The sequence below is a fragment of the Ruegeria sp. YKSF131 genome, from assembly GCF_059612645.1.
Map to the genome: position 1 here is coordinate 35086 of NZ_JBXWQZ010000012.1, position 21461 is coordinate 56546.

Here is a 21461-nt window from a genome sequence, read left to right on the forward strand (position 1 = left end):
CCCAACTCGGACTAGATAGGGCCCATGTCAATCGCAGCCAAAGCCAACGCCCTCTGGGAATATGCCAACCCTCGCAAGTTTCTTGAAACCAGCGAACGGGTCCTGCCGTTTTTCTGGATTGTCTCGACCATCTGCATCGTTGTCGGTCTGACATGGGGCTTTTTCTTTACACCGGACGACTACAAGCAGGGGTCGACCGTCAAGATCATCTATCTGCATGTTCCGGCGGCCCTGATGGCGATCAATTGCTGGCTGATGATGCTTGCCACCTCATTGGTTTGGCTGGTGCGTCGCCACCATGTCAGCGCGCTTGCGGCACGCGCTGCTGCACCGATCGGGATCGTAATGACCCTGATAGCGCTGCTGACGGGGGCCATCTGGGGACAGCCCATGTGGGGCACATGGTGGGCCTGGGATCCGCGCCTGACATCGTTCCTGATCCTGTTTCTGTTCTACCTTGGCTATGTCGCCTTGTGGGAAGCTATCGAAGATCCGGATACCGCAGCCGACCTGACCTCGGTTCTGTGTCTGGTGGGGTCGGTCTTTGCGATCCTCAGCCGGTATGCGGTGAATTTCTGGAATCAGGGCCTGCATCAGGGCGCATCGGTCATGCGGGCGGGGGCCGTTACCGGGGCGGATACGGAAGAGAAGGTCAGCAATGTCTTTTTCTACCCCCTGCTGGCCTGCATCATCGGATTTGTTCTGCTGTTCATCGCCTTGGTGTTGTACCGCACCGGAACGGAAATTCGCGCCCGTCGTATCAAGGCGCTACAGGCACGGGAAAGGGTAGGCGGATGATCCCCGATCTTGGAAAATATGCAGACGCCGTTTTGTCGTCTTATGCCGTTTCCATTGCCCTTATCGTGGCACTGGTTGCGTTCAGCGTGATGCGCGGGCGCAAGGTGCGTGCGGAAATGGAGAAGGTCGAACAGAGGATGTCGCGCAATGGCTAAAATCTCGCCCCTGATGATTGCGCCGCCTCTGATTTTTGGCGCATTCGCGGTTCTCGCAGGCATCGGCATGTTTCGCGAAGATCCCAACGCCTTGCCCTCGGCCCGCGAAGGGCAACCGGCGCCGCCCGTGGTTCTCACCGAGTTTCCGGGAAAGACCCTTTTCGACGATGAAACGCTGCGCAACGGAGAGGTCAAGCTGGTCAACTATTGGGCCAGTTGGTGCGCGCCATGCCGCGCCGAGCACCCCAACCTCGAGGCTCTGGCGGCTGAAGGCATCCCGGTTTACGGCATCAACTACAAAGACAAGCTGAGCAATGCCGAGGCTTTCCTGGATGACCTTGGTGATCCGTACACCGCCATGGGCCGCGACGAACAGGGCCGAATGGCGATTGACTGGGGTCTGTACGGCGTTCCCGAGACCTACGTGATCGACGGTGACGGAACGATCATTCTGCGCTTTGCTGGCCCGATTACGCAGCGTGTCATTGCAAGCACCATCCGGCCTGCGCTTGAGAAAGCTGCGGGCGGTTCATAAACGATAGCCTCCCGTTACGGACAAAACTTCACCTGTGATGAACGAGGCCGCGTCCGACGCCAGAAACCTGATCACTTTGGCTATATCCTCGGGCCGTCCGGCCCGGCCCAACGCAGTATCCTTCACGAAAAGTTCTGTCAGTTCTTCCGAACGAGGCGCTTCAGGAATGTTGATCGCACCGGGGGCCACAGCATTGACGCGTATCCCGTTTGGCCCCAACTCTTTGGCCATGGCACGGGTCCACAGGTTCAGAGCCGCCTTGCTGGCACCATAAGTGACAGCATCACGGGGCGGCAACACTGCATTCATCGACGAGATACTGACAATGGCGGCGCCCCGTTCCAAATGTGGCAAAGCTGCAGCCAGCAAAGCAGCGGGGGCTAGCAGATTCATATCCAGAATGGCGCGATGCTCCTCCGCTTGGAACTCCTCTTTTGGCGTCGATCGAACCAACCCAGCATTGTTCACGATCACATCAAGTCGTCCAAACCGCTCCATCACTTGCGCAATCACCGCCGCAGGTTGATCAGGAGCCGTCAGATCCGAACGGATCGCCAAAGCTTCCCCCCGCAATAGCCTCGCCGGAGGGTTGGTGGACAACCAAGTGAACGCCACCCTATGGTCGCGGCTCAACTCCTCTACGATGGCGTGTCCAATACCCCGCGCCCCGCCTGTTACCAACGCCACCTTTTCCATAACCACCTCCTGTTTTCAGAGTGCCGCGTATATCCAACTTCTTCTGCTGAATAAAACTTCGGAGGGCGAGGCAGAGCCTTGCAAAAGAAAGGACGCCCGAAGGCGCCCTCAAAACTTACTTATTCGCTGCGTACCTCAGCCAGCCTTCGCCAGATTTCTCAGCACGTAATGCAGCACGCCGCCGTTTTCGATGTATTCGATCTCAGGCGCGGTATCGATCCGGCATTTCAACTGGATGGTCGTCTCAGCCCCATCTGCATAGGTGATGGTGCAGGGCACGATCTGCAACGGCTCGACCGTATCCAGACCGTGGATCGAGACGGTTTCGTTCCCCTTCAGACCCAGGGTTTTGCGGGTATCTCCACCGGTGAATTCGAACGGGATAACGCCCATGCCAACCAGATTGGACCGGTGGATTCGCTCAAAGCTTTCCGCAATCACGGCTTTGACACCCAGCAGTGCGGTGCCCTTGGCCGCCCAGTCACGGCTTGAGCCCGCGCCGTATTGTTCGCCACCAAACACGACCAGCGGGGTGCCATTGGCCTGAAAGGCCATCGAGGCGTCGTAGATTGATGTCTGTTCGCCATCCGGGCCTTTGGTATAGCCGCCCTCAACTCCGTCCAACATCTCGTTCTTGATGCGGATATTGGCAAAGGTGCCGCGCATCATGACTTCGTGGTTGCCCCGTCGCGAGCCGTACGAGTTGAATTCGCGCGGTTGAACCTGACGGTCGGTCAGGTATTTGCCTGCTGGCGTCGTTGCCGCGAATGACCCCGCGGGTGAGATATGGTCGGTGGTCACCATGTCGCCCAGAATGGCCAGAACTTTGGCGCCTTCGATATTCGAGATCGTGCCCGGTTCCGCCCCCATACCCTGGAAATAGGGCGGGTTCTGGATGTAGGTCGACGTTGGCGGCCAGTCATAGGTTTCCTGTTGCGGAACCTCTACGCTTTGCCATTTCTCATCGCCCTTGAAGACGTCCGCATATTTCGACTGGAACGCTTCGCGGGTTACGGTCGCTTCAACCAGTTCTGCGATTTCGCTTTGGGTCGGCCAAATGTCCTTCATGAAGACGTTGTTGCCGTTCTTGTCCTGACCGATAGGTTCGGACGTCAGATTGATGTCGAGCGTACCTGCCAGCGCATAGACAACAACCAACGGCGGCGAAGCCAGATAGTTGGCGCGGACATCCGGTGAGATACGGCCTTCGAAATTACGGTTGCCGGACAGAACCGACGTGGCGACCAGATCGCCCTCGGAAATGGCTTCAGAGATTTCTTTCTGGATCGGGCCCGAGTTGCCGATGCAGGTGGTGCAGCCGTACCCAACAAGGTTGAAACCGACCTTGTCCAGATCTTCTTGCAGTCCAGCGGCCTCAAGATAGGCCGATACAACCTGCGAACCGGGTGCCAGCGAGGTTTTGACCCAAGGCTTGCGGTTCAGACCCAGCGCTGCGGCTTTGCGGGCCACAAGGCCTGCACCGATCATCACGTAAGGGTTCGACGTGTTGGTGCAGGAGGTGATCGAAGCAATTACAACCTTGCCCGACTCCATGGTGTAGTCTTCGCCCTTGACCGCGACTTCCTTGCCCATCGGGCGCTTGAAGGTCTCTTTCATTTCCTTGGTGAAAGCGGCCTTGGCGTCGGTCAGCGCGACGTAGTCCTGCGGGCGTTTCGGGCCTGAAATTGCTGGAACGATTGTGCCCATGTCCAGCGACAGAGTGTCGGTGTAGATCGGTGCATAATCCGGGCCTCTCCAGAACCCGTTTTCCTTGGCGTAGGCTTCGACCAGCGTGATGCGGTCTTCGTCGCGGCCGGTGTTGCGCATGTAGCGAAGGGTTTCGCCGTCGATCGGGAAGAAGCCGCATGTTGCGCCGTATTCCGGCGCCATGTTGGCAATGGTTGCACGGTCAGCCAGCGGCAGGCGGTCCAGCCCCTCGCCATAGAACTCGACGAACTTGCCCACCACGCCCTTCGCGCGCAACAATTCGACAACCTTCAGAACAAGGTCCGTACCGGTGGTGCCTTCGACCATCGAGCCGGTCAACTCAAAACCGATCACCTCAGGGATCAGCATCGAGATCGGCTGACCCAGCATTGCAGCCTCCGCCTCGATTCCGCCAACACCCCATCCCAAAACGGCCATGCCGTTGACCATGGTGGTGTGGCTGTCGGTGCCAACCAGCGTGTCGGGATAGGCAACTTCTTCGCCGTTCTGATCGGTGTCGGTCCAGACCGTCTGCGCCAGATATTCCAGGTTCACCTGATGGCAGATACCGGTGCCGGGAGGCACAACGCGGAAATTGTTGAACGCGTTCTGACCCCATTTCAGGAACTGATAGCGTTCCATGTTGCGCTCGTATTCGCGGTCGACGTTCATCTGGAACGCACGCGGGTTCCCGAACTCGTCGATCATGACCGAGTGGTCGATAACCAGATCGACCGGGTTCAGCGGGTTGATCTTCTGTGCGTCACCGCCCAGGCCTTTGATCCCGTCGCGCATGGCGGCCAGATCGACCACCGCGGGAACACCGGTGAAGTCCTGCATCAGCACACGGGCAGGGCGGTACGCAATCTCGCGCGGGTTCTTGCCGCCATTGGCACCCCATTCGGCAAATGCCTTGATGTCATCGACCGAGACCGAAAAGCCGCTGTCTTCAAATCGGAGCATGTTTTCCAGCACGACTTTCAACGCGGCAGGAAGGTTGGAGAAATCACCCAAACCGGCCTGCTGCGCGGCGGGGATCGAATAGTAGGAAATGGATTTGCCATTCACGTTCAGGCTGCGGCGTGTCTTGGCGGTATCCTGTCCGACTTTAATGGGCATCTGGTGGCCTCCCTTCTCAAATGGCTTGGATTTCGGGCATCGCTGAGTGTTATCTGCATCACCCAAGCCGTTGGTTCAAGGTTCAATAGCACTGGATTTGCAATTTTGTATACCATTGCACACATTTAGGCGGCGAATTGCAGAAGCCGCCCTCAAGAAACGTTGATTGGCGGTTGAGCGGCAAAACGGCTATCCCAGAGAACACCCGTTCAATCCGAGAGTTTTTATGTTCAAATCCGCTGCTTTGACCGCCCTCGTATCCTGCCTGTTCGCCACCCAAACCATGTCCGGTGAGGATCCTGTGGTGGTTGAGCTGTTCACCTCACAGGGGTGTTCATCTTGCCCGCCGGCGGACCGGATCATGCATGAGCTGGCGAAACGCGACGATGTCATCGGGCTGGCACTGCATGTCGACTATTGGGATTACATCGGCTGGAAGGACGAATATGCCGATCCTGATCACACGTTCCGGCAACGGGCTTATGCCCGCGAAAACGGAAAATCCATGATCTATACGCCCCAGATGATCATAAATGGTCAGCACGATATCGTCGGCGCTCAGGCTCAGGAGCTCGATCGTCTGATTGATGCGCATCTAACGGCCGCCCCCGAGGCAGCGGTGACCGCGACCCGAGACGCAGACGAAGTGACCGTGAGTGTGACACCTGTGGAATTGCCCGAAGGTGAGACCTATGACGTGCGTATCGTTCAGTATTCGCCCCTGCGCCATGCCTCGATCCGTCGTGGAGAGTTAGCCGGGCGGGAGTTGGATTATGCCAATGTTGTCGAAACCTGGCAGATTGCGGGCCAGTGGGATGGGCAAACACCGCAGACTTACTCGGCGCAGCTGGAACCAGACTTGCCAGCCGTCGTGCTTGTGCAAAGGGCCGGTCACGGGCCGATTGTTGCCGCGACATGGGCCAAGTGATCAGGGCAGGTTGTCCGGTTGGACGCCAAGCCCGTTCCAGCTTTTCCAGCGCCGATGGATCCAGAACCACTGCCCCATATGCTGCCGCACTATCTGTTCCAGATCGTCATTGGTGAACTGAGTCATCGTCTTTGGGTCCGTGTGCGGAACGGGATCATGCAGGATGATTTCAAAGTCGATGCCATTAGGCTGGCGCACGGCATAGCACGGTATAAGTACGGCCTTGTACTTGATGGCCAGTTCTGCGTTCAACACGGATGTCACGGCAGGCTTGCCGAAGAATGTCAGCTCTTCGCCCCCCAACGCATGCAGGTCGGATACGATAGCGATAATTCCACCGTTCTTGAGTGACCGGACCATTTCGACCATACCGCGCCGCCCCTGTTCGAACATCGGCGCGCCGGTTTTGTAAAAAGCTTCGACATAGGCGTCGTTGAAATAAGGATTGGCCATCCGCCGGTAAAGGCATCCTATCGGTTTGCCGCTGTGTTTCTGCAGGGCGACGCGTGCGGCCAGATAGTGACCGAAATGCGCCGTGATCATCATCACCGGGCGCCCTTCGGCGATCGCGGCGTCAAATGCAGCAATACCGGGCCCGGATATCTTGGCGTTCACCTGACGTTCGATAAAACCTTCGGGTGAGAAATGCTCCATTATTGCCCGACCGGCATTATCCGACACGTCACGATAGATCTTTGTGATCTCGACGTCAGACAATTCAGGGCAGGTGAGCTTTAGATTCCGGCGGACGCGGGTGCGAAATCCAACGACGGGTGCAAGGGTTTTCATGATTGCACCCATGGTCTCTATGCGCCTTTCATAAGGAAGCAGGCGCATAGCGCTGATGATTCCCTGCAGGAACAGATTGGCGACATAGTATTTTCCAAGCTCAAACCGGCTGAGCTCCGACTTTTCGACGGGCATGGAGGTGTCTCACCGCGTGTTGCGAAATGTTGCCTAAGACATACAACCCGGTACCCGTAACCTCAAGCACCCAAGCGAAATGGCCGCCCCAACGATTTTGTGGGAGCGCCTGTTCCTGCCTCAACCCGTGCTTTCGTCTTCTTCCTTTTCAATCAGCGTAATTGTTCCGGCGTCAGACAGGGCACGAACCGCCCCAACAATCTGGGTCATGGCATCTTCGGCCTCAGATTGCTTGACCCGCCCGCGTTCCGCGATTTCCTCGCGCAGGTTTTCTGCCATACGAGAGGAGATATTCGACAGCAGAAACTCGACAGATGCCTTGTCATCATCCGCGGCGGCACCAGCCAGGGCCGCGACCAGAACAGGCTGATCGACTTCCCGCAATATCGCTGGAACATCACGGGGCGAAATCCGGCTGGAGATATGGGCGAAGGTAAAGATCGACCGGCGCACCAGATCGGCAAAATCAGCGTCGTCCTCATCCAGCGCGTTCAGCAGGTCGTCGCGCGTGGCGGACGCAGACTGGTTCAGGATTGCACCCACCCGCGCGCCCGGACCGTCATTGAAGGCCTGAACAGGCCGCTGATCCAGCTGAGCAGCCAGTGACCAGCCAATACGCTCAACCGCTTCGGGTGTGACATTTGCTGTTTTCGAGATTGCGTAGGTGATCCGCCTCGCCACCGGACCCGGCATGTGGCCCAGCATCTGCGCCGCCTGTGCCGTATCCATTTTCGATAGCATCACAGCGGCCACTTCGGTGCTTTCCGCCTGTGCCATGGCCGCAAGGTCATGGGCTGGAATGTCGCGCAACCTTTGCCAGGGATCACCGATCTGACGAACTCCGGCAATTTTGCGCAAACGTGCCGCTGTTGCGGGTGTGATTTTTCCACTGACGGCATCCAAGGCCCCGGCAAGCCCATGTGGAAAGGCCAGACCGACATTGTTCAGGGCTTCGCTGAACTCCTGTGCCACGGCACCCAGGGTCACGCGATCCACAAGACCCATTTCCCCCAATTGATGTGTCAGTTTTTCTTGCAGGTCGTCGGGAAGCTCCTCCAACGGAAGATCGGCGCCTTCGTTCAACAACAGGCGCACGACGACGGCCGCCTTCTGACGGCTGGTTAAAGTCCGGGGAACAAGGCGCGGGCTGTCGCCACCCCCTGCGGGAAACGGAGCCGAAGCCCCTTGAACCGTTTGAATTAATGCGTTGGTGTTTTGCATCTGCCTGTGGAGCCAAAGTTTTCGAACCACAGGCAGATTAGAGAGAGTCGGGTTAAATAACCCTGAACCTTAATAACTGTATGTCAGACCCGTTCGGATCGCTTCACGCAGCGACGCCTCGGCCCAGGTGCCTTCTCCGCCACGGGCCTTTATTTCGCGCCATTGCTCGATCGCCAGATCGGTTCGGCCTTCGGACACAAACCCCTGCGCCATGTAGCTGCGCGCCATAAGATTGTCTGGGTTGGCATTGATCGCGTTTTGATAAAAGACATTTGCCAGTCCAAGCTCGCCCATCTTGCGATAGGTGAAACCCCAATAGGTCAGGACACGATCGTCGTCCTGATCCATGATGCGCAGAATGTCCTGAGCGTGCCCGTATTGCCCGTCATAGGCCAGTTCGCGGACCGCATTATACAGCTGATCATCTGTCAGGTTTGACTTGTCAGGTTTGACGCATTTTCCACGGGTTTCGTCATATACACGGCCGAACAGGCATTTCTTGGTTGTATTCGTCGGTTTCGGCGGGCTGCTGCTGTCACCGCCTGCAGCATGGACAGCAGGCGCGAAGGCAAAGGCTTGCAAGGCAAGGGCAGAAGCTAACAAAAGGCGCATTTCTTTACTCCGTTCTCGGGGCTCTTATTGAAATCATAGTGCGATCTACAAAAAAGCTAACAGGGGAACGGACGCTTTTATTCACGAACTGGACAAAAATTGTCAGCTGTTGACAGATTTCGCGCAGCTTTTTGTTTCAGTATCCCACGCCGTACCGGGAGCGCAGGATTGGGTCTGTTTGGAATGCTGCTCGCAGGCAAGCCCGGCCGAGGCCACAAGAACCAGTGCCAATGCGCTTAGGATTGTTCGGATCATGATGTTTCCCTCGTATGGAAAAAGCACATGCAGGATACCGCATTTCCGTTGATCTGGCAAAAAGCAAGGGGGTGCTCTGCACGCGGCAGAGCACCCCCGGCTAACAGACTGAAAAGATGTCCGTTATTCTCCAAACACGCGCGCAAAGATCGTATCGACATGCTTGGTGTGATACCCGAGGTCGAATTTCTCTTCGATCTCCGCAGGGCTGAGTGCGGCAGTTACATCAGCATCCGCCAACAGTTCCTCCTTGAAGTCGGTGCGGTGTTCCCAAACCTTCAACGCGTTGCGCTGTACCATGGCATAGGCGTCCTCACGGCTTACGCCCGCTTGTGTCAGTGCCAACAGAACCCGCTGACTCATGACAAGGCCGGGAAACTTGTTCATGTTCTCGATCATGTTCTCGGGGAAGATCAGCATCTTGTCGACCACGCCTGTTAGCCGTGCCAGCGCAAAATCCAGCGTGATCGTGGCATCCGGACCGATCATGCGCTCGACCGAAGAATGCGAGATATCGCGTTCGTGCCAGAGCGCAACATTCTCCATCGCCGGTATTACGGCCGCGCGGACCATGCGCGCCAGACCGGTCAGGTTTTCGGTTAGCACCGGATTTTTCTTGTGCGGCATCGCCGAGGAGCCTTTCTGGCCCATCGAGAAGAACTCAGCCCCCTCCAGCACCTCGGTCCGCTGCATGTGGCGGATTTCGATGGCAATGTTTTCGATGCTGCTGGCGATAACGCCCAGCGTGGCAAAGAAGGCCGCGTGGCGGTCGCGCGGAATGACCTGCGTGCTGATCGGCTCAGGCACCAGCCCCAGCTTGTCACAGACATGTTCCTCGACCGCGGGATCGATATTGGCAAAGGTACCAACCGCACCGCTGATCGCTCCGGTGGCGATTTCCGCACGCGCATCGCGCATCCGGGACAGGTTGCGGTCCATCTCGGCGTAGAAGCGGGCAAAGGTCAAACCCATGGTTGTCGGTTCGGCGTGGATGCCGTGGCTGCGTCCGATACGAACCGTGTTCTTATGTTCCATCGCGCGGCGCTTGAGCGCGGCCAGAAGCCCTTCAAAATCGGCAATCAGGATGTCGGCAGCGCGGGTCAGCTGTACGTTGAAACAAGTGTCCAGCACGTCCGAGCTGGTCATGCCCTGATGCACAAAACGCGCCTCTTCACTGCCGACATGCTCTGCAAGATGGGTCAGGAAGGCGATAACGTCATGCTTGGTGACGGCCTCGATCTCGTCGATGCGGGCGACATCGAATTCCACATCCTTGGCTTTCCAGACAGCGTCCGCATTTTCGCGCGGGATCACGCCCAGATCCGCCATGGCGTCGCACGCGTGCGCCTCGATCTCGTACCAGATGCGGAACTTGGTCTCAGGCGACCAGATGGCGACCATGTCGGGGCGGGAATAACGGGGAATCATAGGCGACGGCACCTTTTTGCAGATTGGATGAGGCGTTGGCGCGGGGTTTAGCTGCGTGCGAGGTAGGGAACAAGATGCGAGAGCGCATATGAGACGGTTTGCCCTGATTCTTGCCGTCTGTTCGGGCTTTTCAGCAGCAGACGGGTTCGGGAAACTGTATTGCAAAGGACTTGGTGTGGCAGTGACGGGCAGGGTGCCGCTACAAGGCAGGTTTTGTACCCGCATTAGTTCTCACCGGATCATGCCGCCAGTTGGGGTTGATGCCCGTCTTGACCTTGCTGCCAAGCGATGCTGGACAAACAGCACATTGACTGTTCAATCTGAAAGGAAGGAAATAATCAGGTTATTGAGATATGCGTTTGTTTTCACGTTCGATACTTGCCCTCTGTGGTGCTTTTTGCGTCGGCGCAGCTGCACCAGCACTGGCTGACACACCCGTGACCTACACCGAGGAAGGCCGAGCGCTTTTTCGGTTTGACGTACCCGACTTCTGGATCCTTCGCACCGGCGGCCCGCGCGAGATTGAGGATACCGAACTGGGCGATGCCCGCGCGGTCGCGCGGGTTATGGGGCTCCGGCCGGTGACAGACGACGCAGTGTGGATGGGTTTCGTATCACCTTCGGGGGTTGGAACAATTCAGGGCGGCGTCCGGTACTTGCAGGATATCGACAAGTTTCTGGTCAAAGACCCGACGACGACCAGCACCAGCGATACCCGTATTGGCGGGTTGCCAGCCCGCGTGTTTCGGGGCACCGGGCACCGGGACGGCAAGGGAGTAAGCTTTTCCGCCACCGTCATTGACCTTCCGCAAGGCCGGGTTGCCATCGCAGTTGCCATTCTGCGGGACGGGGCGGACCCGAGTTATGCAGATGATCTTAACGCCGTTTTCGCGTCGTTCCGGGCACTTCAGTGAGGGAGGGAGCGATGAGTGTTAGACTGATCAAACGGATGTCCCTTGCGCTGGGGTTTGGGATCGCGACTTTGACGCTGTCGGCCTGTGACGGTGTGACGGTCGGGGTCGGGTACGGGTATGACCCGTTTTACGACTCGATGCTGTGGAACGACTATTACCATGACGTTAATGTGGATATTGACGTTGATCGTCCCAACCGGCCTGATCGACCAGTGCGCCCCGAGCGTCCGAAACCGCCTGTGGCCAAACCTCCCGCGCGCCCGCGCCCACCTGTGGCGCGCCCACCGGTTGCCCGCCCGCCCATTCATCGACCGGGCCCGCGACGCTAAGGAACAAAAGGCCGCCTGTCAGGCGGCCTTTCTTATGAAAGAAGCTCGGTCGTTATGTGGGCCGAGCCTTCGAGCGTCCGGTGAACCGGGCACTTGTCCGCAATCTCAAGCAAACGTTGCCTTTGCTCCTGATCCAGCGGGCCGCTCAGGCGGATTTTCCGGCGAAACTGGTCCACCTTGCCGTCATTCACCAATCCGGCATCCTGCGCATGAACTTTGTCATGACACACATCGACGCTGACATTTGTCAGGGGCCAGCCTTTGCGCCTGGCGTACATGCGTATTGTCATCGATGTGCAGGCCCCCAAACCGGCCGAGACAAAGCCATAAGGCGACATGCCCTTGTCCGTACCGCCATAGGATGCGGGCTCATCCGCGACCAGATGGTGGTTTGGACCGGCCTGAATATCCTGCATGAACCCGCCCGGATCTGCTTCTGTTATGCGCACAACGCCCTCTGGCGCACCCGGTGGCGGAGCGGGCGGGCACAGTTTCACATAGCGCGAAACCCAAGCGGCGATGACATCTGCTGCATATTCGGCGTCAGAGGCGCGCGTGATCAGATGATCGGCATCGTCGAGAGTTACAAAGCTTTTGGGGTGTTTCGCGGCCATAAAGATCGCGCTCGCATTGTCGATGCTGACCGTTTCGTCGCGTGGAGCATGAAGGATCAACAGGGCAGCTTTGAGGTCGGCGATTGCAGATGACAGGGCTGATTTGGCAATATCGTCCACAAAAGCCTTACCAATTCGGAAGGGGCGACCACCCAGAGAGACCTCGGCACTGCCGTCCTCTTCGATCTGAGGCAGCGCCGCCTCAAAGTGATGCGATACATGGGCGGGGTCCGCCGGAGCACCCAATGTCACGACGGCTTTTACAGTCGGAATACCAGCCCGCGCCCGCAGCACCGCCGCGCCACCAAGCGAGTGGCCGATCAGCAGTGCAGGTGCCATGTTTCGACCGGCCAGATATTGCGCGGCTGAAATCAGGTCCTCGACATTCGAAGTGAAGGTCGTGTTGGCGAATTCGCCTTCTGAATGGCCCAGCCCGGTGAAATCGAACCGAAGCACCGCGATACCCATGGCAGCCAGACGGGCAGAAATGCGCCGGGCGGCCGGGATATCCTTGGAACAGGTAAAGCAATGGGCGAACAGGGCCGTTGCCAGCACTGGTCCGTCCGGCAAATCCAGTCGCGCCGCCAATTGGCTGCCGTCATGTCCGGCAAAAGTGATGCGTTCCGTGGGCATGTCGGCTCCTTAAGTGGTACGGGGGAACACGCCCAATACTGTGTATTTGACCCTTCGGTCACAACCCTTAAGTCACACGCGTAACGGGAAGGTGAGAACGAATGGGTGTTTCACAGACTGCACAAGATCCCCGCCGTTTTCGTGTTGCACGGCGGCGGAACTCTCACTTTCTATTAATATCAAGAACGATGATGACAATCAGAACAAACATTCGTTTCACTTATGTCTCTGCACATCCCATCTGTAGTTCATGAAAGCTGAAACAGGAGACACAGATGTCACATGCAGATATTGCGCCCCAGATACCCGACCTGCGTTCACGTATGATCCTGGCCATTATTCTGGCCGGCGTTGCCGGGTTCGCGGTCGGCCAATCCTGGCCCGCACCCCAAGGTGGTTCACAGGTTCAGATCAGCCCTGCCACGGAAGACTGGCATGGAAACGTCCGCCGGTCCCATTGGTCGGAGTGAAGGCCCGGCCTTATTCGATCCCCATCAATTGGGGGTCAAAGGGATATCTGGACAGGTTCTCATACCCGGTTTCGGTAATGAGAACCTGATCCTCAAGCTTGATGCTGAAATCGCCACCGACTTCGCCGACACAGGCTTCGACGCACAACACCATGCCTGGCTCCAGCGGATAGTCATAGGCGCCTTCGACGGCTTTGTCCGGATACGCGACCAGCGGCCATTCATCACACAATCCCACTCCGTGCATCAGGCAGCCGTATTTCTGCGCCTGAAACTTGTCGTCAAGCCTGTGCGACATGGCCGTAAGTTCCGGGATCATCACACCGGGCTTCAGCATTTGCATGTTGGTCATGATGTGTTCATGCGCGTGCTGCATGGCATAGATCATGTCAGGGCGGGGCTTTTGGTCACCAATCCACCATGTACGCGAGATATCGATGCAAATCCCGTAAGACCCGATCAGGTCGGTGTCGAAGGCGATGATTTCGTTTTGCTGCGTGATGCGCGGGCCGCATTCCTGGAACCAGGGGTTCGTGCGTTGGCCTGACGCCAACAGGCGGGTCTCGATCCACTCGCCACCGCGCCGGATGTTTTCCGCGTGCAGAACAGCCCAGATATCATCCTCGGTTGTCCTGCCATTGCCGACATTGGCGCGCGCAAAGCTCTCCATTTCCGCTACAGCGGTTTCACAGGCGTGATTGGCACAGCGCATGGCCAGAATCTCATCTGGCCCCTTCACGGAACGGGTCTTTTCGGTCAGCTCTTCGCCTTCCATGACTTCAAAGCCCTGCGCCTCAAGCGCGCGCAGACCGTGCAACATGATCTTGTCGACAGCCAAACGTTTATTGCCGCCGCCATGCGCATCGATCAGCACGCGCACCTCGTTCGAGAAGACATCTGCCGCTATATTCACCTTGTCGCCACGGTCGAAGTAAAACAGATCCGCGCCTGAACGCTGCTCGCGCACCAGCGGATTGAACGTGCTGAGGAAAGGCGAGTTCTTGTAGTCCCAGATCACCATATAGCCATCGGCACATAATAGCACCGCGCGAAACGGGTTATGCGTATTCCACAACTGCATGTTCGTGCTGTCGGTCGCATAGCGGATGTTCAGCGGGTCAAAAACCAGCAAACCACCATATCCGCGATCAACGATGGCCTGCGTTAGTCGCTTCCAGCGGTGTTCCCGCATCCGTGCAAGATTGGGCAATTCCAGACCTGCCGCAGCCCATTCGTCAAAAGCCAGCTGTGTCGGCCCGATCTCGATCCGGTCATTCTCATTTGGCGTGCCATCGCCCAGCGTAGCGCCTCGGCTGGGGTCAATCTTGCGCGTGTCTCGGTAATGCTTGTTCATGACGGACCTCGTTGCTTGTTCGGTCAAACCTAAGGTGCCCATGTGGATCGTCTTGGAAAAATGCGACGGCGAACCTGTCGTTTTCGACCGACAAAAATTTCGACCTATGCTAAGTCGCTGGTATGAATAAAGTTCTGCAGGAAAAAATACCATATGATGTCGGCAACCCGCGTGCTTTACCGGGTATACAGCCTGCAACGATGGAAAACTGGTTGCATCGGGACGAGGCTTTTGCCGGTCAGATGCAACGCCGGGAGAAGCTGCTGACAGAACGCCGCGATGACGTTCTGGCGCTTGATCCGCAGGCTGAATCCGCTGCTCGGGAACTGCTCGACCTTGTGGTGTCGCAGGTCTATCCCAATGCGGGTAAGGAGGTCGTCAGACCCGATGGTGTAACGGTCGCAGTCGACCGGGCGCAGCCGCTTGATACATTGTGCAGGCTGGTTCAGGAGGATTTTTGCATCCTTCAAAAGCGCGGAACTGAACATGTATTGACTGGCGCAATCCTGTGTTTCCCGGCCAGCTGGCTTTTGTCCGAGAAATTCATGCGACCACTGATCGACATCCATGTGCCTGTTGCAAGTTACGACGACAATATCGCCAAGCGGGTGCAGCGCCTGTTCGACGGGATACAGCCCGGTCGTCCGCTCTGGCGCTTTAACGCGCTTTGGTATGAAGACCCCGAACTGTTTCAACCCCGAAGCGCCAGTGACAGGCGGGGCGTCACAGATCGACGTAAAACGTCTTACCTGAGAAGTGAGCGGCAAACCCTGCTGCGCTTGCCGAAAACGGATGCGGTCGTCTTTTCAATCCACACTTATGTTCTGGCGGCGAACGCGGTTCCCATAATGGAAAACCCCGCCTGAAGGCGGGGCATCCAAGGAGGGTCTTCTGTAATTCTCTTATTGGCCCAAGGCGGCCGCAACATCGGCAAACGCGTTTGTTGCGTTCAGGGCAACTATCGCGAAGGTAAAGACAAGCACCTGGGTGTTGAGGCGAAAATCCTCACCCCGGATCAGATTCACTGCAGCCATTGACAGGGCAATCGGGGTCGAAACGCCTGCCAGTACACCCGTCATGCACCAACTGCTGAGACGCAGAACGTCGCTTGGCTTTACGACACCATCGTCGTCATCGAACGTTTCCTGACCTGGCATGTTTGTATCTTCACTGCGAAACGCGATGCTGAGCAATTGTTCATCTGTCAGCTGGATCGGGCGGGACGTCGAAGTATGAAGTACACTTAAGGTGTCACCGTTCTCTGGCACATTCACTGCCGAGAATTGCCCGGTCAGCGACTGAAAAATTTGTTTTCTGTCGCGTGATCGGCTGGGGGCCAGAGTGTCAAAGGCGCTCATAAACTGCTCGACCGTCAGAACCGTGTGTGGCGACAGCCATTCAACGCGCCGGGTCGAACAAATGTCGACCATGCGATACAGAATGACGACCATCATCAGTTCCGAAATCTCGGAGTCATCCAGCAGGGGTGAGACCGGCGTGATTGAAAGAACCAATCTGTTTTGCGGATTTGCGGCGCGGGGTTTTGTTATCGTTTTTAGCCCCGCGGCGCGATCCATACGCTCGTACCGGTCTTCCTGCTCGGGGGTGCCTGTATCCAAGGTCAGTCGCACAAGATACTGACTTGAAACAATGCTGGCTTCAGAATTGCTCAGCAACGCCTTGCGTTCGACCAGATGGCCGTAATCTTCCAGCGTCGTGGCAACGATTGTGCCAAAACGCTCGATCGCGCCATTCGCGTCGCCGTTAAATTGCAGGCCGCCATGGTAGCTGTGCTTCCGAGCCACTGCACTGTCCTTTTTGCGTACTGTTCAGCAAACACTGTAACAACCATTCGTGTGGAGAATTTGGCGGAAAATGCAAAAAAGGTGATTTTACTCCGGTATTGGTTACGCGTTGGAAACCAAGAAACTAAAGGCTTTTGTTTGTCACTGTGGCGGAAATGTGGCGAAAGCGGGTGCGGAGTGTGTTGTTGGTGCGACCGCCTATTGGTCGATTCGGGCGGCCATGATTGCTATGGATTGCTGATAAACAGAGGCCGCGTTCCACTGTTGCAGCACTTGAAAATTCGGCTCCCCTGGCTGATAGCCACGCCCCGGCTTCCACCCTTTCTTGCGAAGATAATTGGCGGTCGAGGCAAGCGCGTCGGTCATGTCATAGAAGTCCACCCGACGGTCGCCGGTGGCATCGACGCCATAGGTCAGGGCGTTGCCCGGCAGGAACTGAGTGTGGCCCAACTCGCCATGTTTTGCCCCTTTTGTCGCCACGGTAATGCTTCCTGCATCGACCAGTTTAAGTGCCCCGATTGCGTGCGGAACAAAGAACTCGGACCGGCGACAATCATAGGCCAGTGTTGTGATTGCGGAAACAACCTGACTGTCTCCCATAAAATTGCCAAAGCCGGTTTCCATGCCGTGAATGGCGATCAGAATGCCCGGCGGAACACCGTATTGCCGTTCAAGCGCAGCATAGAAATCGGGATTTGCAGCCTTGCGTTTGCGCCCCTGCGCGACGATTGCATCAGCGCCTCTGACACGCATGAACTTGTCCAGTGTGTATTTGAAGCTTTTCTGATTGCGGTCTGCCGCAATTGTGCCCGTGGCGTATTGAGCTTGGGCAAGCGCCTGAAGGCCCTTTTTTTTCACACCAGCCTTGCGGGCCTGCTGGGCGAAATCGGCCTTCCAGGCCTCGAACCCCGCGCTGGTATTCCCACAAGGCGCGGCCAGAAGGGGCGAGGACACAAGCAGGGCGAATAATACGTAAAGGCGAAACATGCAGGTAATCCGGTTGTGTTAAAATCTGAGGCCAGCCTACCTTGAGCTTTGAATTGGGCAAAGCAGTTCGTTGGAGTAGCACCAACCGCTCCTGCAAAAGCCTGTTGATTGGTCTGCAGAGCGCCTTTGAAGGGTTTCAGATCCTCAGCATCGGGCAGATAGCAAGGGCGAAGGTAAAAAGTGTGTATTCTGCGTCATGGCGCTCGAAAAGGCTGAACAGCGACAGACCGGCGCAAATGAAACAGGGGCGCCCGTTTGGGCGCCCCTGTAAATCCATGCCGTGCTGCTTAGCAGCTGTAATACATGCCGTACTCAACCGGGTGTGGTGTGTGCTCGTAGGTTTCGACCTCTTCCATCTTCAGGGCGATGTAGCCGTCGATCTGGTCCTTGGTGAACACGTCACCTTGCAGCAGGAAGTCGTGATCAGAAGCCAGCGCTTCCAGAGCTTCACGCAAGCTGCCGCAGACAGTCGGGATACCGGCCAGTTCCTCGGCAGGTAGATCGTACAGGTTCTTGTCCATGGCTTCGCCCGGATCGATCTTGTTTTTGATGCCGTCCAGGCCAGCCATCAACAGAGCGGCAAACGCCAGGTAGGGGTTCGCTGCCGGATCGGGGAATCGAGCCTCGACACGTTTTGCTTTAGGGCTCTCGGTCCACGGAATACGGACACAACCTGATCGGTTGCGGGCCGAGTAGGCGCGCAGAACTGGGGCTTCGAAACCGGGGATCAGGCGCTTGTAGCTGTTGGTTGCGGGGTTGGTGAAGGCGTTCAGTGTCTTGGCGTGCTTCAGGATACCACCGATGAAGTACAGCGCTTCGTCCGAAAGATCAGCGTATTTGTCACCCGCGAACAGTGGCTTGCCGTCTTTCCAGATCGACATGTTCACGTGCATGCCGGTGCCGTTGTCACCTGCGATAGGCTTCGGCATGAAGGTTGCCGATTTGCCGTACGCATGAGCCACGTTGTGGATGACGTATTTGTACTTTTGCAGTTCATCCGCCTGCTTGGTCAGGCTGTCGAAGATCAGGCCCAGTTCGTGCTGGCATGACGCAACTTCGTGATGGTGCTTGTCGACCTTCATGCCCAGACGCTTCATGGTGGACAGCATTTCCGACCGCAGGTCCTGCGCTTCGTCGATCGGGTTCACCGGGAAGTAGCCACCCTTGACGCCCGGACGGTGGCCCGTATTGCCCATTTCGTATTCGGTGTCGGTGTTCCATGATGCGTCAGTTGCATCAACTTCGTAGGATACCTTGTTGATCGTGTTCGAATACCGGACATCGTCAAACAGGAAAAACTCGGCTTCGGGGCCCATGTATGCAACATCGCCGATCCCCGATGCCTTCAGGTAGGCCTCGGCTTTCTGCGCTGTGCCGCGCGGGTCACGCTCATAGGCTTCGCCTGTATCGGGCTCGACGACCGTGCAGTGTACGCAAATGGTTTTCTCAGCGTAGAACGGATCAACATATGCGCTTTCGGTGTCGATCATCAGCTTCATGTCCGATGCTTCGATCGACTTCCAGCCTGCGATGGACGAGCCATCGAACATGAAGCCTTCGTCCAGGAAGTCTTCGTCGACCTGATCGGCCATCAGGGTCACGTGCTGCAGCTTGCCGCGGGGGTCGGTGAAACGGACGTCGACATATTCGGCGCCCTCTTCCTTGATCAGCTGAAGAACTGCGTCCTTGCTCATTCTCTTGATTCCTCTGACTTGAAGATTGGTATGTTAGAGCGCGTCCGAGCCGGTCTCGCCGGTACGGATGCGAATGGCTTGTTCAACCGGAGAGACAAAGATCTTACCGTCGCCGATCTTGTCGGTCTTGGCTGCCGACACGATGGCCTCGATGGCCGCATCGACCTGGTCATCGTCCAATACGACCTCGACCTTTACCTTGGGCAAAAAGTCGACAACATATTCCGCGCCACGATACAGCTCGGTATGGCCTTTCTGACGGCCGAAACCTTTGACTTCGACGACGCTGAGACCCTGAACACCTACGTCCTGCAACGCCTCTTTCACTTCGTCCAGTTTGAACGGCTTGATGATCGCTTCGATCTTTTTCATTCCGGCTCACCTTGAATGGTTGTCTCAGGCGCAGTGATCACGTCTAAGATCGGGCAGCAACGTGATTGCGGTATCGGTCGGGTCGGTATCCGTTGAAATCAGGCCCTGTGCTAATTTTTGGGCGGTTTGCACAAAAAGTAATCGAAACTGAATCGCGCGAGGGTGTGACATGTCCGAATTGCTGACAGCGGCGCAGATGAAAGCCATCGAGCTCGCGGCCATCGAGTCCGGTGAGGTCACGGGCTTGGAGCTGATGGAGCGGGCAGGGCAAGGCGTTGTCGAGGCGATCTTCGAGGAATGGCCAGATCTGGACAGGCGAGGGGCCAACCCCTCGCGCTCCCCGGAGTATTTGGAAAAAGATGAAGATAATCCGTTGCGCGCGGTCGTGCTGTGCGGGCCCGGAAACAACGGCGGTGACGGGTTTGTCGTGGCGCGTCTTTTGCGGGAACTGGGCTGGAAGGTTGAGGTATTCCTATATGGCGATCCTGACAGGCTGCCGCCGGACGCGCGGGTGAATTATCAGCGATGGGGTGAGTTGGGTGTTATCAACGCGCTTTCAAAAGAAGGCTTGAAGAATGACCGCCTGGCCAATTTTGGAATACTAAACGTTTTGGTGGACGCGATTTTCGGCACGGGGTTGACACGTCCGATTGATCCTGTGCTTGGGCAATTGTTGGAGTATTTTTGCAGCTTGTCATCACGTGTTCGCTTTGTGGCAGTCGATTCACCTTCGGGGCTGTGCATGGACAGCGGAAAGGTGCTTGGTGCCCGAGCAGGAATACTGACCGATGCCAGACCCCTTTCTGCGGATCTGACAGTAACCTTCGAACGAAGAAAACTTGGGCATGTGTTGAGCGACGGTCCGGCTTATTGCCGGAAAGTGAGCGTCGTCGAAATTGGTCTGAATGAAACGTCGGAGCGGCACTGGGGGCAGGTTATTTTGCAAGGAGAAAGAGCAGGCCGGGGTCCAGTCCGCAGCGTCACTCTGGACGACCAAAAGCTCGATAGCGGGCGGCGTGCAAGAACGCTTTTGACAAAGCAAAGCGATTTACCTTCAGTCGTTGCGCACAAATACACCCATGGCCATGCCCTGATCCTTTCGGGTGGCCCCGGCAAGACCGGTGCGGCGCGTCTGGCCGCGCGGGGGGCCTTGCGGATTGGGGCAGGGTTGGTGACGCTGGGGGTGCCATCCTTGGCGTTGGCAGAGGTGGCGAGCCGGATCACTGCCCTCATGCTACAGTGCATTGATGGTTCTCAAATGCTGTCAGACGTATTGCAGGACGTGCGGATGAACGCCCTTTGTCTGGGCCCCGGTTTGGGGTTGGAGCGCGCGCGGGACCTGGTGCCGGTCGCCCTGATTGCGAAACGTGCGACGGTTCTGGATGCGGATGCGCTGACAGCTTTTGCTGGTGATCCCGGAAACCTGTTCGAAATGCTGCATGACCGCTGCGTTCTGACCCCACATGGCGGAGAGTTTGCGCGGCTGTTCCCCGATCTGGCGGAAAAGCTGAGCGAAACGCCGGTCAGAGGCCCCGCCTATTCCAAGGTGGACGCAACGCGAGAGGCAGCGGCACGTGCGGGATGTGTCGTGTTGTTCAAAGGGCCGGATACTGTCATTGCGGCCCCGGACGGGCGATGTTCGATCAATGCCGCGTGCTATGATCGCGCCGCCCCTTGGCTTGCAACCGCCGGGTCAGGCGATGCGTTGGCCGGTTACATCGCCGGGCTATTGGCGCGGGGGGTCGATCCGATGACGGCGGCTGAGACAGCAGCGTGGCTGCACGTGGAATGCGCACGGCGTTTCGGGCCGGGATTGATCGCCGAGGATCTGCCTGAGCAATTGCCCGGTGTTTTCAAACAGCTGAATGTCTAGTTGTTTTGGGCAGAAAGCAGTTCAGGCTCTGTCTGAAT

The 21461-nt window shown here is 57.2% G+C and carries 22 protein-coding genes; 9 read left to right on the forward strand and 13 right to left on the reverse strand.

Annotated elements, in window-relative coordinates; translation table 11 throughout:
- Nucleotides 1-24 precede the first annotated feature (24 nt).
- From AC2FLZ_RS06240 to AC2FLZ_RS06250, 3 genes are read left to right on the forward strand one after another with little or no spacing between them, the layout of a single operon-like run.
- Nucleotides 25-798 carry a heme ABC transporter permease gene (locus AC2FLZ_RS06240; RefSeq protein WP_480473412.1) on the forward strand — a complete coding sequence of 258 codons (774 nt, stop codon included), beginning with the start codon at nucleotides 25-27 and terminating at the stop codon, nucleotides 796-798.
- Nucleotides 795-953, forward strand: coding sequence for a heme exporter protein CcmD (ccmD, locus tag AC2FLZ_RS06245; protein WP_209503508.1), 159 nt, complete (start codon nucleotides 795-797; stop codon nucleotides 951-953). Before AC2FLZ_RS06240 ends, ccmD begins: the two co-directional genes overlap by 4 nt.
- Nucleotides 946-1488, forward strand: a complete 543-nt coding sequence (locus AC2FLZ_RS06250; protein WP_480492951.1) for a DsbE family thiol:disulfide interchange protein — start codon at nucleotides 946-948, stop codon at nucleotides 1486-1488. The genes ccmD and AC2FLZ_RS06250 overlap by 8 nt, the downstream gene beginning before the upstream one ends.
- On the opposite strand, the gene AC2FLZ_RS06255 is transcribed toward AC2FLZ_RS06250, so the two are convergent.
- Nucleotides 1483-2184 (reverse strand): SDR family NAD(P)-dependent oxidoreductase, encoded by a 702-nt coding sequence (locus AC2FLZ_RS06255; protein WP_480517509.1) that lies wholly within the window; start codon nucleotides 2182-2184, stop codon nucleotides 1483-1485. The genes AC2FLZ_RS06250 and AC2FLZ_RS06255 overlap by 6 nt on opposite strands.
- Nucleotides 2185-2319: 135 nt before the next feature.
- A complete protein-coding gene (gene acnA / locus AC2FLZ_RS06260; protein ID WP_496881954.1) occupies nucleotides 2320-5010 on the reverse strand; it encodes an aconitate hydratase AcnA in 2691 nt (896 codons plus the stop codon).
- 226 nt (nucleotides 5011-5236) lie between these two features.
- Here acnA and AC2FLZ_RS06265 point away from each other — a divergent pair, with 226 nt between their 5' ends.
- Entirely contained in the window at nucleotides 5237-5938 is a 702-nt protein-coding gene (locus AC2FLZ_RS06265; protein WP_480473408.1) for a DUF1223 domain-containing protein, read from the forward strand.
- Here the strand turns inward: AC2FLZ_RS06265 and AC2FLZ_RS06270 are convergent, their stop codons facing one another.
- The 5 genes from AC2FLZ_RS06270 to purB all read right to left on the reverse strand — a co-directional run bounded on the left by AC2FLZ_RS06270 (nucleotide 5939) and on the right by purB (nucleotide 10378).
- Complete coding sequence (locus AC2FLZ_RS06270) at nucleotides 5939-6862, reverse strand: lysophospholipid acyltransferase family protein (RefSeq protein ID WP_480517503.1); 924 nt, start codon at nucleotides 6860-6862, stop codon at nucleotides 5939-5941. It lies immediately after the preceding gene.
- A gap of 120 nt (nucleotides 6863-6982) precedes the next feature.
- Nucleotides 6983-8083: a flagellar motor switch protein FliG gene (locus AC2FLZ_RS06275; RefSeq protein WP_480553796.1), complete on the reverse strand. Its 1101-nt coding sequence runs from the start codon at nucleotides 8081-8083 to the stop codon at nucleotides 6983-6985.
- Between the two features lie 69 nt (nucleotides 8084-8152).
- Nucleotides 8153-8695, reverse strand: coding sequence for a tetratricopeptide repeat protein (locus AC2FLZ_RS06280; protein ID WP_480517499.1), 543 nt, complete (start codon nucleotides 8693-8695; stop codon nucleotides 8153-8155).
- 102 nt (nucleotides 8696-8797) lie between these two features.
- A complete protein-coding gene (locus AC2FLZ_RS06285) occupies nucleotides 8798-8950 on the reverse strand; it encodes a hypothetical protein (RefSeq protein WP_480517497.1) in 153 nt (50 codons plus the stop codon).
- A gap of 123 nt (nucleotides 8951-9073) precedes the next feature.
- Entirely contained in the window at nucleotides 9074-10378 is a 1305-nt protein-coding gene (gene purB / locus AC2FLZ_RS06290) for an adenylosuccinate lyase (RefSeq protein WP_480553795.1), read from the reverse strand.
- A 353-nt stretch (nucleotides 10379-10731) separates the two neighbouring features.
- Between purB and AC2FLZ_RS06295 the strand changes: the two genes are divergently transcribed.
- Complete coding sequence (locus AC2FLZ_RS06295; protein WP_480517493.1) at nucleotides 10732-11292, forward strand: hypothetical protein; 561 nt, start codon at nucleotides 10732-10734, stop codon at nucleotides 11290-11292.
- Nucleotides 11293-11303: 11 nt separating this feature from the next.
- Complete coding sequence (locus AC2FLZ_RS06300; protein ID WP_480473402.1) at nucleotides 11304-11621, forward strand: hypothetical protein; 318 nt, start codon at nucleotides 11304-11306, stop codon at nucleotides 11619-11621.
- A gap of 32 nt (nucleotides 11622-11653) precedes the next feature.
- Here the strand turns inward: AC2FLZ_RS06300 and AC2FLZ_RS06305 are convergent, their stop codons facing one another.
- Complete coding sequence (locus AC2FLZ_RS06305; RefSeq protein ID WP_480473401.1) at nucleotides 11654-12868, reverse strand: bifunctional alpha/beta hydrolase/OsmC family protein; 1215 nt, start codon at nucleotides 12866-12868, stop codon at nucleotides 11654-11656.
- Between the two features lie 275 nt (nucleotides 12869-13143).
- Here AC2FLZ_RS06305 and AC2FLZ_RS06310 point away from each other — a divergent pair, with 275 nt between their 5' ends.
- Nucleotides 13144-13338, forward strand: coding sequence for a hypothetical protein (locus AC2FLZ_RS06310; RefSeq protein WP_480473400.1), 195 nt, complete (start codon nucleotides 13144-13146; stop codon nucleotides 13336-13338).
- Nucleotides 13339-13348: 10 nt separating this feature from the next.
- Here AC2FLZ_RS06310 and dddP read toward each other — a convergent pair whose 3' ends face one another.
- Nucleotides 13349-14692 (reverse strand): dimethylsulfonioproprionate lyase DddP, encoded by a 1344-nt coding sequence (dddP, locus tag AC2FLZ_RS06315; RefSeq protein ID WP_480553793.1) that lies wholly within the window; start codon nucleotides 14690-14692, stop codon nucleotides 13349-13351.
- Between the two features lie 122 nt (nucleotides 14693-14814).
- Between dddP and AC2FLZ_RS06320 the strand changes: the two genes are divergently transcribed.
- Nucleotides 14815-15558, forward strand: coding sequence for a heme-dependent oxidative N-demethylase family protein (locus AC2FLZ_RS06320; RefSeq protein ID WP_480517488.1), 744 nt, complete (start codon nucleotides 14815-14817; stop codon nucleotides 15556-15558).
- 36 nt (nucleotides 15559-15594) lie between these two features.
- On the opposite strand, the gene AC2FLZ_RS06325 is transcribed toward AC2FLZ_RS06320, so the two are convergent.
- The 4 genes from AC2FLZ_RS06325 to AC2FLZ_RS06340 all read right to left on the reverse strand — a co-directional run bounded on the left by AC2FLZ_RS06325 (nucleotide 15595) and on the right by AC2FLZ_RS06340 (nucleotide 19550).
- Nucleotides 15595-16497 carry a hypothetical protein gene (locus AC2FLZ_RS06325; protein WP_480473397.1) on the reverse strand — a complete coding sequence of 301 codons (903 nt, stop codon included), beginning with the start codon at nucleotides 16495-16497 and terminating at the stop codon, nucleotides 15595-15597.
- Nucleotides 16498-16695: 198 nt separating this feature from the next.
- The gene (locus tag AC2FLZ_RS06330; protein WP_480473396.1) at nucleotides 16696-17484 is read right to left on the reverse strand and encodes a lytic murein transglycosylase; all 789 of its coding nucleotides are present in this window, start codon (nucleotides 17482-17484) and stop codon (nucleotides 16696-16698) included.
- A gap of 287 nt (nucleotides 17485-17771) precedes the next feature.
- Complete coding sequence (gene glnA, locus AC2FLZ_RS06335; protein ID WP_480473395.1) at nucleotides 17772-19178, reverse strand: type I glutamate--ammonia ligase; 1407 nt, start codon at nucleotides 19176-19178, stop codon at nucleotides 17772-17774.
- Between the two features lie 33 nt (nucleotides 19179-19211).
- A complete protein-coding gene (locus AC2FLZ_RS06340) occupies nucleotides 19212-19550 on the reverse strand; it encodes a P-II family nitrogen regulator (protein ID WP_209503542.1) in 339 nt (112 codons plus the stop codon).
- Nucleotides 19551-19719: 169 nt separating this feature from the next.
- Between AC2FLZ_RS06340 and AC2FLZ_RS06345 the strand changes: the two genes are divergently transcribed.
- Nucleotides 19720-21423: an NAD(P)H-hydrate dehydratase gene (locus AC2FLZ_RS06345; RefSeq protein WP_496881955.1), complete on the forward strand. Its 1704-nt coding sequence runs from the start codon at nucleotides 19720-19722 to the stop codon at nucleotides 21421-21423.
- The last annotated feature ends 38 nt before the right edge of the window (nucleotides 21424-21461 follow it).

Coding starts and splice junctions, on each gene's coding strand:
- AC2FLZ_RS06300 (WP_480473402.1), top strand. CDS start 11,304: ATGAGTGTTAGACTGATCAAACGGATGTCCCTTGCGCTGGGGTTTGGG.
- AC2FLZ_RS06240 (WP_480473412.1), top strand. CDS start 25: ATGTCAATCGCAGCCAAAGCCAACGCCCTCTGGGAATATGCCAACCCT.
- AC2FLZ_RS06285 (WP_480517497.1), bottom strand. CDS start 8,950: ATGATCCGAACAATCCTAAGCGCATTGGCACTGGTTCTTGTGGCCTCG.
- glnA (WP_480473395.1), bottom strand. CDS start 19,178: ATGAGCAAGGACGCAGTTCTTCAGCTGATCAAGGAAGAGGGCGCCGAA.
- AC2FLZ_RS06345 (WP_496881955.1), top strand. CDS start 19,720: ATGTCCGAATTGCTGACAGCGGCGCAGATGAAAGCCATCGAGCTCGCG.
- AC2FLZ_RS06275 (WP_480553796.1), bottom strand. CDS start 8,083: ATGCAAAACACCAACGCATTAATTCAAACGGTTCAAGGGGCTTCGGCT.
- AC2FLZ_RS06255 (WP_480517509.1), bottom strand. CDS start 2,184: ATGGAAAAGGTGGCGTTGGTAACAGGCGGGGCGCGGGGTATTGGACAC.
- AC2FLZ_RS06280 (WP_480517499.1), bottom strand. CDS start 8,695: ATGCGCCTTTTGTTAGCTTCTGCCCTTGCCTTGCAAGCCTTTGCCTTC.
- AC2FLZ_RS06295 (WP_480517493.1), top strand. CDS start 10,732: ATGCGTTTGTTTTCACGTTCGATACTTGCCCTCTGTGGTGCTTTTTGC.
- AC2FLZ_RS06305 (WP_480473401.1), bottom strand. CDS start 12,868: ATGCCCACGGAACGCATCACTTTTGCCGGACATGACGGCAGCCAATTG.
- AC2FLZ_RS06270 (WP_480517503.1), bottom strand. CDS start 6,862: ATGCCCGTCGAAAAGTCGGAGCTCAGCCGGTTTGAGCTTGGAAAATAC.
- purB (WP_480553795.1), bottom strand. CDS start 10,378: ATGATTCCCCGTTATTCCCGCCCCGACATGGTCGCCATCTGGTCGCCT.
- ccmD (WP_209503508.1), top strand. CDS start 795: ATGATCCCCGATCTTGGAAAATATGCAGACGCCGTTTTGTCGTCTTAT.
- dddP (WP_480553793.1), bottom strand. CDS start 14,692: ATGAACAAGCATTACCGAGACACGCGCAAGATTGACCCCAGCCGAGGC.
- AC2FLZ_RS06250 (WP_480492951.1), top strand. CDS start 946: ATGGCTAAAATCTCGCCCCTGATGATTGCGCCGCCTCTGATTTTTGGC.
- AC2FLZ_RS06310 (WP_480473400.1), top strand. CDS start 13,144: ATGTCACATGCAGATATTGCGCCCCAGATACCCGACCTGCGTTCACGT.
- AC2FLZ_RS06265 (WP_480473408.1), top strand. CDS start 5,237: ATGTTCAAATCCGCTGCTTTGACCGCCCTCGTATCCTGCCTGTTCGCC.
- AC2FLZ_RS06340 (WP_209503542.1), bottom strand. CDS start 19,550: ATGAAAAAGATCGAAGCGATCATCAAGCCGTTCAAACTGGACGAAGTG.
- AC2FLZ_RS06330 (WP_480473396.1), bottom strand. CDS start 17,484: ATGTTTCGCCTTTACGTATTATTCGCCCTGCTTGTGTCCTCGCCCCTT.
- AC2FLZ_RS06320 (WP_480517488.1), top strand. CDS start 14,815: ATGAATAAAGTTCTGCAGGAAAAAATACCATATGATGTCGGCAACCCG.
- acnA (WP_496881954.1), bottom strand. CDS start 5,010: ATGCCCATTAAAGTCGGACAGGATACCGCCAAGACACGCCGCAGCCTG.